This is a genomic window from Reyranella sp. (genome assembly GCF_052439685.1).
Classification (GTDB): Bacteria; Pseudomonadota; Alphaproteobacteria; order Reyranellales; family Reyranellaceae; genus Reyranella.
In genome coordinates this window covers 29,775-43,870 of the sequence record NZ_JBQVQG010000007.1, presented here as the reverse complement: position 1 = coordinate 43,870, position 14,096 = coordinate 29,775, and the positions used below count along the sequence as shown (strand labels likewise).

The window sequence follows — 14,096 nt, the reverse complement described above, 5'->3', positions numbered from 1 at the left end:
CTCGTGGGATTGCTCCGGGCTTTTCTCTTGGTCACGCTGAATCAGGTCCGGGCACAATCTCGATCGTTTGCTCTAGCATGTATTTCTTCCTGATGATCTCACCCTCCAGCTCAAGCATCAAATGGCCGGACCTTTAATGCTCGGAATGGTCTCGTCTGCAGGCAGCAGGTCAAACGGATCTTGATCCGCTACCGATAAAGTAGAACCAATTCGGCTTTAGTGACTGTACTTAGGTACGTAGCGGCGCTGAATAGGATCAGTTACGCCGTTGCCCAAGATGATCGCTCGACGGGCAGGACTCATTCGGCTGGCGGCGGCCGCCGCGATCGTGGGTAGCGTCGTGCTCTCGAACGTCGACGCGTTCGCCGGCGGTGCCAGCAACGAGGGCCTGGCCAAACAGGTCCAGAATCCCGTCGCCAACATGATCAGCGTGCCGTTCCAGAACAACACCAACCTGAACTACGGGCCTGATCGCGGCGTCCAGAACATCATGAACTTCCAGCCGGTCGTGCCGTTCAACGTGTCGCCGGAATTCAACGTCATCACCCGCAGCATCCTGCCGATCGTGGCGAACCCCTCGCTCGGTCCGCGCGTGGGCGCCGTCGGCGGCCTGGGCGACCTGCAGTTCACGCCCTTCCTGTCGCCGGCCGCGCCTTCGAAGTGGGTGTGGGGTGTCGGCCCCATCATCCAGTTCCCGACCCACACCGCGGCAACGCTCGGCAACGACAATCTCGGCCTGGGGCCCTCAGTCGTGTTGCTCCACGTCTCGTCCGATTCGCCCTGGGTGGCCGGTGCGCTGGTCAACACGCTGTGGTCGCTTTCGACGGCGCCGCAGGCGCCCGCCTACACCAACAGTACCGTCCAGCCGTTCGTCAACTACAACTTCACGGGTGGCTACTACCTGACCTTCTCGCCGATCGTGACGATGGCCTGGAGAGCGCCGGTCAACCAGCAGCTGACGCTGCCGCTGGGCGGCGGTGGCGGCACGGTGTTCCACCTCGGCAGCCAGCCGATCAACGCGCAGGTCTCGGGCTACTACAACGTCGTGCGCCCCGACTACGGACCGAATTGGCAGATCCGGGCGCAGATCAGCCTGCTGTTCCCGAAATGACCAGTCGGCGCGCGTGGGCGTTGCGCGGTCCCCGGACGGTAAGGCCGGCACCTCGGACTACACGCAGATGACGATGGCCCGCGATCTGAAGAACCTGCACTACGACCACCGACTCGACACGTCTCCGGGGCGGCCCATCGTCGACACGACGTCGAAGCTGAAATGATCCTTCGCTTGCCCGGTCGGCAGGCAAACTCGCCAGGAATCCAAGGAGAAGCCAATGAAGTACTGGAAGAAATCGAGCGCGCTCGGCGCCTTGCTGGGCCTTGTCGTCTCGCTGCCCGGTGGTGCTGGCGCTCAACCAGCCGTTCCGCCCTTTTACCAGGCCGTCGCCGCGATGAAGGCGGAGGGCAAGCTGGGCCAGGTGATCAAACAGGAGCCGGTCGCGACGCCGGTCGCCGGCGCACAGGCATGGCGCATCGCCTACATCTCCTCGGACATTGCCGACCGCCCGACGATCTCCACGGCGCTGGTGGTGGCGCCCGCCGGCCCGGCACCGGCCGGGGGCCGGCCGATCATGTCGTGGTCGCATGGCACCACGGGCACGGCGGCGAACTGTGGCCCCTCACAGGTTGAGAACCCGGCACGCCCGCTCAACCTGTACTTCCTGGTCGGCGGCAACTCGTGGACCGACTACGGGCTTCCCAGCCTCGAGCAGTTCATCAAGGAGGGCTACGTGGTCGTTGGCACCGACTACCAGGGCCTGGGCAGCGGCGGCAGGCACCAGTACGCGGTCGGGATGAGCAACGGCCGGGACGCCATCAACGCCATCCGCGCGGCGGGCAGCCTGAAGGAGACCGGCGCCGGCAAGAAGGCCATGATCTATGGATGGTCGCAGGGCGGTGCCTCGACGGTCGCCGCGGCGGGCCAGACCGACTACATCGCGCGGACCGGCACGGCTTACGACGGCATCGAGATCAAGGGCTTCGTGGCGATGGCGCCGGCCTACCTCGCGATGTACGCCCCGGCGAAGCTGGATGAAGCCGGCGCCGACAAGATGATCGCCGACTTCGCGGCCGCCTTCGGAGCGGACGTCTTCGAATTCACCCACTTCGCCATGAACATCTGGGGCACGCAGGCGGCGTTTCCAGATAAGCTGAAGCTCACGGACCTGTTCACGGAAGAGGGCGCCAAGGCGATCGACGAGATCTTCAGCAACAAGTGCGTCCATGTCTCTTCGGACACGTTCACCTACACTTACGGAAACACCTACAAGTCACTGATACGGCCGAAGTTCAGCAACAGCTTCGCCTGGGCGCAGGCGATCGTCGAGGCAAGCGGGCGTGTGGACATCAAGCCGGCCGCTCCCGTTGCCATCTTCTGGGGCAACAAGGATACCGCCATGCCGCCGATCCAGGGCGAGGTCTATCGCCAGCGGGTCTGCGCGGCCGGCGGCAACGTGGCGCGCGTCCAGCTGCCGGGTGACCAGACGCACTTCTCGACGCCCTCGGCATCGGTGCCGTTCTACCTGCCATGGATCAAGGACCGCTTCGCTGGCAAACCGGCCGGTAACGGCTGCGCGGCGGAGAACGTCCTGCCGTAGCCGGTGACACAAAGGCAAGGAGCCGCCCCCACCTGCGGGCGGCTTCTCCTCCTGCTCTGGTTGGTGCTGGCGCCGGGATCGCTCCTCGCCCAGGGCATCAACCAGTCGGAGCCGCTGACCGTCCATCCGCGGCAGAGCCTGACGACGATCGAGCGCAGCTTCGCCCTGCCGACATGGGGCGAGGCGACACTGTTCGATCGACGGCGCGAGACCTTGCCGGAGACCGTTCCGGCGTTCTTCCGCGATTCGACCCTGAAGGCCGACCTTCGCACGTACTACCGCGACAAGGTGACGACCGGCACGCAGCCCGCGGCGGTCACGGAAGCATGGGCCGCCGGCGGTTCGCTGTCGTGGGAGAGCGGCAAGCTGTTCGAGCGATTGCACGGCGGTGTAACGCTCTACACCTCGCTGCCGCTCTACGCGCCGGAGGCGTACGGCAACACCGGGCTGCTGCTGCCGAACCAGAGCGGCTTCGCGGTCGTCGGCGAACTCTACGGCAAGGTCGACCTGCCATTGGATCACACGGTGACCGCCGGCCGCTACACCTGGAGCACGCCCTATGTCGGGCGCCAGGACAACCGGATGGTTCCAAACACCTTCTACGGCTACATGCTGACGGGCAGCCAGGAGGACAAGGGGCGGGACCTGTCGGTCCGGTACGGTGGCGGCTACCTTGCGACCATCAAGCAGCGCGACTCCGACACCTTCATGTCGATGGCCCAGGCGGCCGGCGCGCCGGTCGACCGCGGCACCGTTGCCGGCGGTGCCGTGCTGACCTGGGGGCCGGCCTCGATCGGCGCCTTCGAGTACTACACCCGGGACATCCTCAACATCCTGTACGCCGAGGGCTCCTACGGCGCCGAGGCCTGGCCGGCAGTCGAGGCCATGCTGTCGATCCAGGCCGCCGACCAGCGTGCGACCGGGGCGAATCTGCTGACCGGGTCGTACTTCTCCACCGGCCAGCTGGGCGTGCGACTGCAGGTCGGGGCGGACCCGGTCATGGTCACCGCCGCCTTTTCACAGGTCGGCGGCGGCGCGGCGATGCAGAACCCGTGGAGCAACAATCCCTTCTACACCGACGGGCTGGTGCTCGATTACCAGCGTGCGGGCGAGGGTGCCCTCCTGCTCGGCGGCACGGTGAACCTGAGACATGTCGGGCTGCCCGGCGTGACGGTCCAGCTCCAGTTCTTCGACGGCTGGACCACGGCCGCGCCCGGCGGGCCGCTGGTCGAGTCGGAGTGGGACGTCACCGTCGACTGGCGTCCCCAGGTGATGCTGCCGGGCCTGTGGTTCCGGTTCGACTACGGCGTGGCCCAGACCTGGCAGGGATCGTCGTACACGCGCAGCAACGAGGTGCGGGCGATCCTGAATTACCGTGTCCGGGTCTTTTAGGCCGGTCACCTGCTGGGGTGAGAGAGACGAATCTGTCCAGGTCGTTGCGAATGACGTGATCCATCGATGCGGCGACCTGCGGCATAGCGTGTGTGCCTGGCCCTCGGCCTGGTCATCCGCCAATGCGCCCTCACGAGCAGCGAGCCCGCTTCCAGGCGCAACCGTGACGCGCCGGCCCACGCGTGTGGAAAGGAACAATCTTATCAATGGGTTAGTGGATTGATCTGGCGGGCCAGCTGGGATAAAAAAGCTAACGCGCATGTCATTGAAATTGTTCTCTGATTCCAGGTGAGCGCGGGCAACTGCGGCGGTTTGTAGGAGCAGCACGCCGGTCGCGGCCAAGAGTGCCTATAGCTTCCCGGTCGAGAGGCTGAAGAACCAGGCCGACGTGCTGGGCTTCGCCGCCGAACTCGAGAAGGGCGCGGTGAGCGCCTATCTCGGCGCCATTCCCATCCTGACCGATCGCGATCTCGCCAAGGTGGCCGCCTCCATCCTGGGCGACGAGGCAATGCATTGGGCGGTGCTGCGAAACGCGCTCGGCCAGCCGCCGGTACCGTCGGCCTTCGTGTCCTGACCGAACGCCCGTCGAGAGCATCACCATGAGATATCTGCCTGCCGTCGCCGTCGGCTTTATGGCCGTCACCTCCCTCACGGCCGCAACGTCACCCGGCCAGGCGGCGGATGGCGACGTCGCCAAAGGCGCGCAGATCTACCAGCGATGCCTCGCGTGCCACTCGCTGGAGTACAACAGGAGCGGGCCGCGTCATTGCGGCCTGTTCGGCCGCGCGGCCGGCAGCCTTCCGGGCTTCGACTATTCGAAAGCCATGAAGGCGACCGGCATCGTCTGGGATGAACCGACGCTCGATCGCTTCCTCGAGAATCCGCTCAAGACCGTGCCCGGCACGAAGATGGCGTATGCCGGCGTTAAGAACGAGCAGGAGCGCACTGACCTCATCGCCTATCTCAAGCACGCCACTCGAGACCTGGCGAAGTGTCCCTGACGCTCATCGGGTCAAGGCCCCCGACTCCGTGACGATCATGTCCATCGGGACATCGTAATTTTGTGGATAGATCGTGCGCACGGCCAACCGCCGATAGCCGACCCCGAGAATGCGTGGACGCTGCGGCAGGGCGGCGAGCGTGCGGTCGTAGAAACCGCCGCCATGGCCCAAGCGATAGCAGGCCTCGTCGTAGCCGACGACAGGCGAGATCACGATATCCGGCGTCACCGTTGCGCCACCGACGGGCACCGGAATGTTCCAGACGCCCGGGTGGAGCGGCTCGCCCCGCCGCCAGGCCCGGAACACAAGTGGCGACCGCGGCGCGACCACGACAGGCAGGGCCGCAATCGCCCCGCGTACCGCCAAGCCCTCGATCCATGATCGGAGATCGGGCTCCCCACGGAATGGCAGGTAGACGCCGACGATCTTGCCCGACAGGTCGCCCAGGATCCGGTCGAGCGCACGGGCGATCTTCTGCGACAGGCGCCGTCTCTCATCGACCGGTATTGCCAACCTGAGGGTGATCAGCCGCGTCCGTTCGGCAGTACGCCAACGCTTGAGGTCCTGCTGCTGGCGGAGATCGCCATCGCTGTCGATGCGTCCCGACACAGGATCGACGAGATGCATCATGCAGGGCGGCGAGCTGTAGTCCTGCGGAAGGTCCTCGTTGTCGTTCGCGCCTTCTGGCATGGCTCACCACTCAGGCGATCGCCGAGTTGGCGAGCGTGATGTTCGCTACATGCGACGACAGCATGTGTGCGAGGTCGGCATGGAGCGCCGGGTCGGGTACCCGGGGGGTCAACTCGCGCAGTTTGCGCACGACCCATCCCTGTCCACGATTGAGGAAGACGAGACGGTCCTTCAGGTTTTCTATGGCCATCGCCTTGGCATGGAACGCGCCGATGCGAGGCGACACGACACCGCCTAAAACTCTGATCTGCCGCAGCAACATGGCGCACCAGCGCGCCTCGTCCTCGTAGATGCCCCTCAGTAATTCGACGAGGGCGACGTCACGCGTCTCACGGCCGCTCTCAAGCGCCACCTTCGCGCCGGCTCGCTCCGCTTCGAGTAACTCGTTCAGGAAGTCGATCAGCTCTGCCGTTCCGATCGGGCTGTCTTCGTGAGGGCTGATATCCGCCTCTGCGATGTCGGTCATTTTCACTCCTGGCGCGAAGATAAGGAGTTTCCAAGTATTTGGAAAACGAAGAAAATGGGCTGATAATATCGATTACGGCGATTTAAAATGGATTCCGTGGACACAGAACAGGCCCGCACCTTCCTCGCAGTCGTCGCCGCCGGCAATTTTGTCAGCGCGGCCGAGCGGCTTCACGTCACGCAGTCGACGGTCAGCACCCGCATCCGCACGCTGGAAACCCTGCTGGGCTGCCGCCTGTTCGTGCGCAACAAGGGCGGCACGACGCTCACGGCAGCCGGACGGCATTTCCAGAAACATGCCTCAACGCTCGTGCGCACGGTCGAACAGGCACGTCACGACGTCGGCACCGCCAAGGGCTTCCGAGCCGCCATCACCATCGGCGCCCGCATGGGCCTGTGGGAGCAGTTCCTGATCAGGCAACTGCCCGAACTGCTGGCCAAGGCCGCCGATCTGTCCGTGCGGGCCGAGATCGGCGTCGAGGCCGACCTGATGGAAGGTCTCGTCGAGGGACGGCTCCACATCGCCGTCATGTATACCCCGGAGAGCAGACCCGGCCTCAAGGTCGAGTTCCTGTTCAACGACAGACTCATCCTTGTCTCGACACGTAAGAAGCGACGGGCCGAGCTCGACGGCAACTATGTCTATATCGACTGGGGGCCGGAGTTCCTGGCAAGGCACAGCACGAGCTTCCCGGAATTCTTCGGTTCGGCCCTGACCGCGGGCATTGGCTGGCTCGGCCTGCAGCATGTGCTGGAGAATGGCGGCTCGGGCTACTTCCCGTTCCGCCTCGTGCGCCCTCATTTGGAGGACGGGAAACTTCACCTTGCGCCCGGTGGGCCGGAGTTCACGATTCCGGTCTATGTCGTCTATCCAGCGGATTCCGATCCGAGCATCACCGGACCCGCGCTCGTGTCAATCCGGCGAGCGGCCGACATGGAAAAAGCACCAGGATAGTCATTGTCGGAGGCGGAGGTGGCCGCCCTGCAGGCCCGCATCCAGGCCGCCCTCGTCGTGCCGCACGGGTCGATGGGCATCGGCCGGTGGCAGCTCAACGCCACCTCGATCCTGGCGTGGCTGGTCGTCGGCATTCCCATCACCTGGGGCGTGTGGATCACGCTGAAGAGCGCCTTCGTGCTCTTCAATTAGGGTCGGGTGGGGGCTGACATGAGTGTCGCGTCGATTGAACCCTCGAGCCGGGCCGCGAAGCCCACGCGCCGCCAGGCACGACAACCTGCATTCTTGTCGGCTGATAAGGTGCCCATCCAATCGGTAGTGCGAGCCTTTTCCGTCCTGGAGGTCCTGGCCGGACACCCGGCCGGCCTCAGGCTGGCCGATCTCAGCAGGCTGGTAGGCATGCACAAGGCCACAGTCTTTCGGCTGGTCAGGACAATGATGCTGCTGGGATAGCCACGCCCCGCCGATCGCGCGTCATGCCGTTAGCTTCATCGAACAAGTGAATCAGACATTTGCTTAATTAGTCGCGCTGCGAGCGACCGCGTGGCTCTTGGATCAGATCCCCGGGCTTGCCACATCGCCGACACAGGTGAGGCAAGTACCGGGCCTTGTTCAACCCGTTAGGCGATCAGCCCGTGCTTGATTGGCAGGGCCGCCGGAATGCGGGCGAGCCGGGCCGGCTGGAAATGCGCAAGCAGGTGCAGCGCTTTCTTGTCGATGAACTGGATGCGGCGGTCGGCAATGGCGATCAGTCCTTCGCCGCGCAGCTTGGCGAGCATGCGATTAAGGTGCGGAACGCTGAGGCCGAGCGCGTCGCTTATCACCTCCTGCGAAATCGGCAGGTCGAAGCTGGCCTCCGTCGCGCACCCCACGAGGGCCAGGCGCCCATGGATCTCGAGCAGGAAGTGGGCGAGCCGTTCGGCCGGCGTGCGGCGACCGATGTCGACGATGCGATCGGCGTAGCTCATCGCCTCCTGGACGGCGAGCCAGGTTAGGATGAGGCCGAACTTGGGTTGGCGATGGCACGCGACAAAGAACCCATCGAGCGAACAGACCTCGAGCTTTATGTCGGTGAGCGCGATCACCGAGAAGGTGGCCTGGTCGAGAAAGCTGCCGGGAAGGCCGATGACGTCGCCGGGAACGACGACGTTGATGATCTGGCGCTTGCCGTTGCGCAGCAGCTTGTAGCGGGCGGCGAAGCCTTCCTTCACGAAGCTGAGCTTGCTGTATTCGTAACCTTCGACGACGAGATCGCGCCGCCGCCCGACGTTCAGCTCGCCTTCGATCAACGCGCGCAGCGCATCGAGATCGGCCGTGCCGAGATCGACGAACTGCCTGAGCCGGGCAACGATGGGACTGTCCCATCTGCCGCTCGAAATCTTGCGAGCCACCCTAGTCATGTTCCAGCCCCTCGGTAACTCCGCACGTTGGAACATTACTTTGAATCATAAAGACTCGTTAAAGCGACCCCTACCAAAGGAGGGCATGTTTCCCCGCAAGAAATAAACAATCTCCGGGAGGATCATGTGAAAACTACCAAGTCGTCGGCGGGTGAGCCGTTGGCCTCGCGCCGCAATTTCCTTCGCCAAGCCGCCGTTGCCGGTGCAGGCGTTGGTGCGCTTTCGTCGGCGGGCCTGACCTCCGCCAGCTTCTTCCCGAGCGCCTGGGCCAAGGACGAGCCGCCGCTCGGCACCTGGCCCGCCGGGTCGCAGGGCAATTCGGTGTTCATCGGCATCTCCGTGCCGCGCACCGGCCCTTATGCCGTGCAGGGCGAGGACGAGCTCAAGGGCTACGAGCTGGCGATCGAGCACATCAACAGCGGCCATCCGCTGATCAAGGCGATTTCGCCCAAGACGACCAAGGGCGTGCTGGGCAAGGAAGTGAAGTTCGGCGTTGCCGACGACGGCGCCAAGCCGAACAACGCGGTGCAGAATATTTCCCGCTTCATCAGCGAGAACAAGGCCGTGCTGATGACCGGCGGCACGTCGAGCGCGGTGGCCGTGGCGCTGAACAAGCTCGCGCAGCGCGAGAAGGTGCTCTACGCGGTCGGCATCTCCGGCTCCAACGACACGACGGGCAAGGACTGCGTCCGCTACGGTTTCCGCGAGTGCTTCTACGGCGAAACGGCGGCGAACGGCCTTGGCCCCGTCCTGCTCAAGACCTTCGGCAAGGGCAAGAAGGCCGCGTATCTGACGCCGGACTACACCTACGGGCACACCGTCCAGAAATCGATGTCGGAATACCTGAACAAGAACGGTGGCTGGACGACGGTGACCAACCAAGTCTCTCCACTCGGAGCGCCCGACTTCAGTTCGTTCCTGCTCAACATCGCCAATTCAGGCGCAGACGTCTTCCTCAACATCAACTGGGGTCGCGACGCCGTCCTGTCGATCCAGCAGGCCAAGCAGTTCGGCGTTCTGGCGAAGCAGAAGCTGGTCGTGCCCTACCAGGTTCCCTTCCTCGCGCCTGAGGTCGGCGGCAACCTGATGGAAGGCGTCTATGCCGCCACCGATTTCTGGTGGACGCTGCAGGACAAGTTCCCGCTGGCCAAGATGTTCGTCGAAGCCTTCGAGAAGAAGTACGGCTACAAGCCCGAATGGGGCGCCAACGCCTGCTACCTGCAGTTTGCCTTCTGGGCGAACTTCGTCGAGACGGCCGGCACCTTCTATCCGCCGGCGGTCATCAAGGCCTACGAGAGTGGCCAGAAGCTGCAATCGACGGTCGGCGAGGTCTACTTCCGTCCGGAGGATCACCAGCTCGTCCGTCCCGTCATCATCGTCCGCGGCAAGAAGGCGGCCGACATGAAGGGCAAGGAAGACTTCTGGGATGTCGTCGACGTCCTGCCCGGCGAGCCGCTGATGCAGAAGCCGGATGCCTTCGGATGCAATCTCGGGCCGTCCACCTGATCGCTGCCGGGAGATTGCAAGTCGTGTGCAGGGTAGGCGAGGCGCGCGTTGTTCACGTGGGGTAACCTCGTCTCTCAGATGTTCAACGGGCTGGTGCTGGGGGCGCTTCTTGCGCTCATCAGCTCCGGCCTGACGATCATCTATGGTACGCTGGGTGTACTCAACCTCGCCCATGGCGCGATGTTCATGGTCGGCGGCTATGCCGGCTACCTCGTCTTCGAGGGGACGGGATCGTTCCCGCTGGCCATCCTGGGCGGAGCGCTCTTCGTCATGATCCTGGGCGTGGCGATCGAGCGCCTGATCATCCGGCATTTCTACGATCGCCCGCCGGAGGACCAGATGCTGGTTACGTTCGGGCTGGCGATCTGCCTTGTCGAACTGGTGCGCTTCCTGTTCGGCAGCCTGTCCAAGTCGGTGCCGCCGCCAGCCTGGGGGCAGGGCGTCACGCAGCTCGGCTTCATGCTTTATCCGACCTACCGTCTGGCCGTGGTCGGGATCGTCGCCCTGGCGTTGGGCGCGCTCTACGTCGTTCTCTATCGCACGCGACTGGGCATGATCGTCCGCGCCGGCATCGAGGACGCCGTCATGGTCGATTCGCTGGGCATCAACGTGTTCCGCATCTTCATGGTGGTGTTCGGCATCGGCGCGATGGCGGCAGGTTTTGCCGGAATCGTGAACGCGCCGGTCGTGTCTTTGAGCCCTGATATGGGTGAGGCGATCCTGGTGCAGACGTTTGTCGTCGTGGTGATCGGTGGAGTCGGTTCCTTTCCGGGAGCCATTCTGGGGGGCCTGATCGCGGGCCAGATCCTCAGCATCACCTCGATGATCAACCCGGGCTATTCCTATGTCATGCTGTTCGCGGCAATGACGCTGGTCCTGCTGGTGCGGCCGCGCGGTCTATTTGGTCCGCGGAGCCGCGATTGAGCCCGCTGCGTACGCGCCATCCGCGTCCCATGGTGGTCGAGGCGCTGACTGCCCTCGGTTTGATCCTCGCGCCCTACGTGCTGCCATATCTCGGTTTTTCGCCCAACACGGTGAACCAGATCCTGATCTGGGGAATGTTCGGGATCGGCTTCGACATTCTGTTCGGCTACACCGGCCTGCTGTCGTTCGGCCAGTCGGCGTTCTACGGCACGGGCGGGTTCATCGCCGCCTACCTGCTGACCCGCAGCGGCATGACCAGCGTGCCGCTAGCCCTGCTCATCGGCACCATCGGCGCCACGCTGGTCGGTCTGCTGATCGGCATCATCGCGCTCCGGCGCACCGGCATCTACTTCGCCATGATCACGGTGGCGATCGCCGAGATGTTCTTCTTCATCGAGAACTCGCCGATGTCGGAGTGGACGGGCGGCGAGAACGGCCTGCCCGGCGTGCCGTCGCCGGCTTTCGAGCTGTTCGGCCTGTCCTGGAAAGTCGGCACCGGCTGGTCGATGTATGGCTTCCTAGCCGCCTGCTACTTCGTCGGCATCGTCGTTGCCCTGCGGATCGTGCGCTCTCCCGTTGGCGCCATCCTGAGCGCCATCCGCGACAACCCTTTGCGGGTGGCCGCCCTCGGCCATTCGGTCGCCCTCTACAAGCTCACGGCGTTCGTCATCGCCTCGGCATATGCCGGGTTCGCCGGCGGCCTGCTGGGCGTACTCCAGGGTTTCATGCCGCCCGATGCGTTCACCTTTGAGACATCCGGTCAGCTCGTCATGCAGACGGTGATCGGCGGAGTCGGCACGCTGTTCGGCCCGCTGCTCGGCGCCGCGGTCTGGCTGTTCCTGAGCGACTTCCTGCAGCAGACGATGGGGCTTGGCGCCACCTGGAAGCTGGTGCTGGGGGTGGTCTTCGTGCTGCTGGTGGTCTTCCTGCGCCACGGGCTGATCGGCGGCTTCAAGGACCTCCTGCATCTGGTCGGCTACAAGGATTTGGCAGAGGTCGAAGCCGAGCAGGCCGAGCCGGAGGGCCCGCGTCGCGTCGGCGCGGCAAAGGCGACGCCGATGCCGGCGCGCCATCGCAAACGCGACGATTTTACCGGTCCGATCCTGCAGGCCTCGGGCCTGACCAAGCGCTACGGCGGCCTGCTCGCCAACAGCGACATCGAGTTCACGGTGAAGCCGGGCGAATTGCGCGGCATCATCGGGCCGAACGGCGCGGGAAAGAGCACCTTCTTCAAGATGCTGACCTGCGAGGTGCCGCCGACCTCGGGCACCATTACTTTCGAAGGTCAGGACATCACCGGCAAGGGCGTGACCGACGCGTGCCAGCTCGGCCTGACCAAGAGCTATCAGGTCAACCAGCTGTTTTCCCGACTCACCGTCCGGCAGAACCTGACGATTGCCGCCCTGGCCGAACTGCGCGGCAAGTTCCGGCTCGATCTTTTCCGCAATCCCGACAGCATCCCGGGCCTTCACGAGCGGGTCGATCACACGCTCGACCTGGTCGACCTGACCGCTCGCGCCGACACCATCGTCTCGGCGCTAGCCTACGGCGAGAAGCGCCGGCTCGAGATCGGCCTCGCGCTTGCCACCTCGCCGCGCCTGTTGCTGCTCGACGAGCCCCTTGCCGGCATGAGCCCGCGCGAACGGGTGGAGACGGTGAGCCTGCTGAAGTCGATCAGCCGCGGCCGTACGATGATCGTCATCGATCACGACATGGACGCCCTGTTCGAGCTGGCGGAATGGATCACGGTCCTCCAGGAAGGTCGCGTGCTGGCCGAAGGCACGCCGGACGAAATCAAGGGCAACGTCCGGGTGCGTGAAGCCTATCTGGGCGGAGTGCTCGACGGATGAGCCTGCTCGAAGTCGACGGACTGAATTCGTACTACGGGGATTCCCATATCCTCTTCGATGTCGCCCTGCGTGTGGAGCGCAACGAGGTCGTGGCATTGCTCGGCCGCAACGGCGCCGGCAAGAGCACGACGCTGAAGAGTCTGATGGGCATCGTCCAGCCGCGCACCGGAAGGGTGATGTTCGACGGCGTCGACGTGGCCGGCCGCAAGAGCCACGCGATCGCCCAGGCCGGCATGCAGCTGGTCCACGAGGATCGGCGCATCTTTGGCAGCCTCAATGTCGAGGAGAACCTGATCCTTGCCGGCCTGACGGCGCCGGGCCGCTGGCCGCTGGATCGCATCTACGAGATGTTTCCGCGGCTCAAGGAGAGGCGCACCAGCCGCGGCACCGATCTCTCGGGCGGCGAGCAGCAGATGTTGGCAATCGGCCGTGCCTTGATCCGCGACCCGAAGATCGTGCTCCTGGACGAACCGTTCGAAGGCTTGGCCCCAATCCTGGTGCACGACCTGTTGGCGACCTGTCGCTTGCTGGCCGACACGGGACAGACCATCCTAATTGTTGAGCAAAACATCTCCGCCGCCATGACACTGGCCGACCGCGTCTATATCATCAACAACGGCCACATCGTCGAGAACCTCGATGTGCGGCAGGTGAGGGAAGAGCCGGAAGTGCTGCACCGCCACCTCGGAGTCTAGTCCAGGGTCACACCGTACCTTGATACCGGGATAGCCATCGAAACGCGCCAGATTGCCGCCGCCGCTGCTGCGCAAGAGCCCGTCGAGCGCGTCGACGACGAGGCTCTCCTTGCCGTTTATGAATTGCATGGCAGTTCTCATGTCGTCGGGTTGCAGCGAGTTGGGGCGCAGCCATCTCAGCCGGCGACGGCCGCGCGGCCGTGGTCAGCAAGGCAAAACCTGATGGTTATACTTTGCTTGCGAGCGCGACCTTCCTCCTGGTGAACCCGCTGGTCGATACGGAACTCGGCTGGCGTCCCTCTGACTTCCAGCCGATCGCAAGGTTGAGCATGACGCACGACCTTTTTACAGTTGGTGGTTCGTCTCCATGGCAAAGCCTTGCCGACTTTGTCGCCGCTGCTCGCGCCCGTCCGGGTCTTCCCATCGGCAGTGGCGGCGTAGGGTCGCCGCAATCCATGGCTCACGAATTGCTCCGCGTCAGGGCAGGGCTTGAATTCAACGTGATCCCCTACCGCGGTTCGCCGCCGATGATGATCGATCTATTGAACGGCTCCGTGGTCATGG

General features: G+C 64.4%; 16 protein-coding genes and 1 pseudogene. 14 read left to right on the top strand and 3 right to left on the bottom strand.

Annotated elements, in window-relative coordinates:
- Positions 1–268: 268 nt before the first annotated feature.
- From ACT6UX_RS11415 to ACT6UX_RS11390, 6 genes and pseudogenes are all read left to right on the top strand, one after another.
- Positions 269–1,111 (top strand): neuromedin U, encoded by an 843-nt coding sequence (locus ACT6UX_RS11415; protein WP_444775269.1) that lies wholly within the window; start codon positions 269–271, stop codon positions 1,109–1,111.
- A gap of 13 nt (positions 1,112–1,124) precedes the next feature.
- Entirely contained in the window at positions 1,125–1,277 is a 153-nt protein-coding gene (locus ACT6UX_RS11410) for a hypothetical protein (protein WP_444775268.1), read from the top strand.
- Between the two features lie 54 nt (positions 1,278–1,331).
- Positions 1,332–2,654, top strand: coding sequence for an alpha/beta fold hydrolase (locus ACT6UX_RS11405; protein ID WP_444775267.1), 1,323 nt, complete (start codon positions 1,332–1,334; stop codon positions 2,652–2,654).
- 3 nt (positions 2,655–2,657) lie between these two features.
- Complete coding sequence (locus ACT6UX_RS11400) at positions 2,658–4,046, top strand: OprD family outer membrane porin (protein ID WP_444775266.1); 1,389 nt, start codon at positions 2,658–2,660, stop codon at positions 4,044–4,046.
- 316 nt (positions 4,047–4,362) lie between these two features.
- A pseudogene (locus ACT6UX_RS11395) lies at positions 4,363–4,620 on the top strand (ferritin-like domain-containing protein); the annotation flags it as partial.
- A gap of 25 nt (positions 4,621–4,645) precedes the next feature.
- Positions 4,646–5,047, top strand: a complete 402-nt coding sequence (locus ACT6UX_RS11390; RefSeq protein ID WP_444775265.1) for a c-type cytochrome — start codon at positions 4,646–4,648, stop codon at positions 5,045–5,047.
- A 3-nt stretch (positions 5,048–5,050) separates the two neighbouring features.
- On the opposite strand, the gene ACT6UX_RS11385 is transcribed toward ACT6UX_RS11390, so the two are convergent.
- Complete coding sequence (locus ACT6UX_RS11385; RefSeq protein WP_444775264.1) at positions 5,051–5,737, bottom strand: 5-formyltetrahydrofolate cyclo-ligase; 687 nt, start codon at positions 5,735–5,737, stop codon at positions 5,051–5,053.
- A 10-nt stretch (positions 5,738–5,747) separates the two neighbouring features.
- Positions 5,748–6,203 (bottom strand): DUF6306 domain-containing protein, encoded by a 456-nt coding sequence (locus ACT6UX_RS11380; protein ID WP_444775263.1) that lies wholly within the window; start codon positions 6,201–6,203, stop codon positions 5,748–5,750.
- Between the two features lie 87 nt (positions 6,204–6,290).
- Here ACT6UX_RS11380 and ACT6UX_RS11375 point away from each other — a divergent pair, with 87 nt between their 5' ends.
- Genes ACT6UX_RS11375 through ACT6UX_RS11365 form a run of 3 tightly spaced genes read left to right on the top strand, consistent with a single transcriptional unit; the run spans position 6,291 to position 7,610 of the window.
- Complete coding sequence (locus tag ACT6UX_RS11375; protein ID WP_444775262.1) at positions 6,291–7,157, top strand: LysR family transcriptional regulator; 867 nt, start codon at positions 6,291–6,293, stop codon at positions 7,155–7,157.
- Positions 7,158–7,175: 18 nt separating this feature from the next.
- Entirely contained in the window at positions 7,176–7,349 is a 174-nt protein-coding gene (locus ACT6UX_RS11370) for an MFS transporter small subunit (RefSeq protein WP_444775261.1), read from the top strand.
- An 18-nt stretch (positions 7,350–7,367) separates the two neighbouring features.
- The gene (locus ACT6UX_RS11365; protein WP_444775260.1) at positions 7,368–7,610 is read left to right on the top strand and encodes a helix-turn-helix domain-containing protein; all 243 of its coding nucleotides are present in this window, start codon (positions 7,368–7,370) and stop codon (positions 7,608–7,610) included.
- 167 nt (positions 7,611–7,777) lie between these two features.
- Here the strand turns inward: ACT6UX_RS11365 and ACT6UX_RS11360 are convergent, their stop codons facing one another.
- Positions 7,778–8,557 carry a Crp/Fnr family transcriptional regulator gene (locus ACT6UX_RS11360; RefSeq protein WP_444775259.1) on the bottom strand — a complete coding sequence of 260 codons (780 nt, stop codon included), beginning with the start codon at positions 8,555–8,557 and terminating at the stop codon, positions 7,778–7,780.
- Between the two features lie 234 nt (positions 8,558–8,791).
- Between ACT6UX_RS11360 and ACT6UX_RS11355 the strand changes: the two genes are divergently transcribed.
- The 5 genes from ACT6UX_RS11355 to ACT6UX_RS11335 form a co-directional block, all read left to right on the top strand.
- The gene (locus tag ACT6UX_RS11355) at positions 8,792–10,063 is read left to right on the top strand and encodes a substrate-binding protein (protein ID WP_444775477.1); all 1,272 of its coding nucleotides are present in this window, start codon (positions 8,792–8,794) and stop codon (positions 10,061–10,063) included.
- Between the two features lie 78 nt (positions 10,064–10,141).
- Positions 10,142–10,987 (top strand): branched-chain amino acid ABC transporter permease, encoded by an 846-nt coding sequence (locus tag ACT6UX_RS11350; protein ID WP_444775476.1) that lies wholly within the window; start codon positions 10,142–10,144, stop codon positions 10,985–10,987.
- A gap of 29 nt (positions 10,988–11,016) precedes the next feature.
- Positions 11,017–12,837 carry a branched-chain amino acid ABC transporter ATP-binding protein/permease gene (locus ACT6UX_RS11345; protein ID WP_444775475.1) on the top strand — a complete coding sequence of 607 codons (1,821 nt, stop codon included), beginning with the start codon at positions 11,017–11,019 and terminating at the stop codon, positions 12,835–12,837.
- Positions 12,834–13,532: an ABC transporter ATP-binding protein gene (locus ACT6UX_RS11340; protein ID WP_444775258.1), complete on the top strand. Its 699-nt coding sequence runs from the start codon at positions 12,834–12,836 to the stop codon at positions 13,530–13,532. The genes ACT6UX_RS11345 and ACT6UX_RS11340 overlap by 4 nt, the downstream gene beginning before the upstream one ends.
- A gap of 200 nt (positions 13,533–13,732) precedes the next feature.
- Positions 13,733–14,096: tripartite tricarboxylate transporter substrate-binding protein (locus ACT6UX_RS11335; RefSeq protein WP_444775257.1), on the top strand; the 364-nt coding region annotated here is incomplete at its 3' end.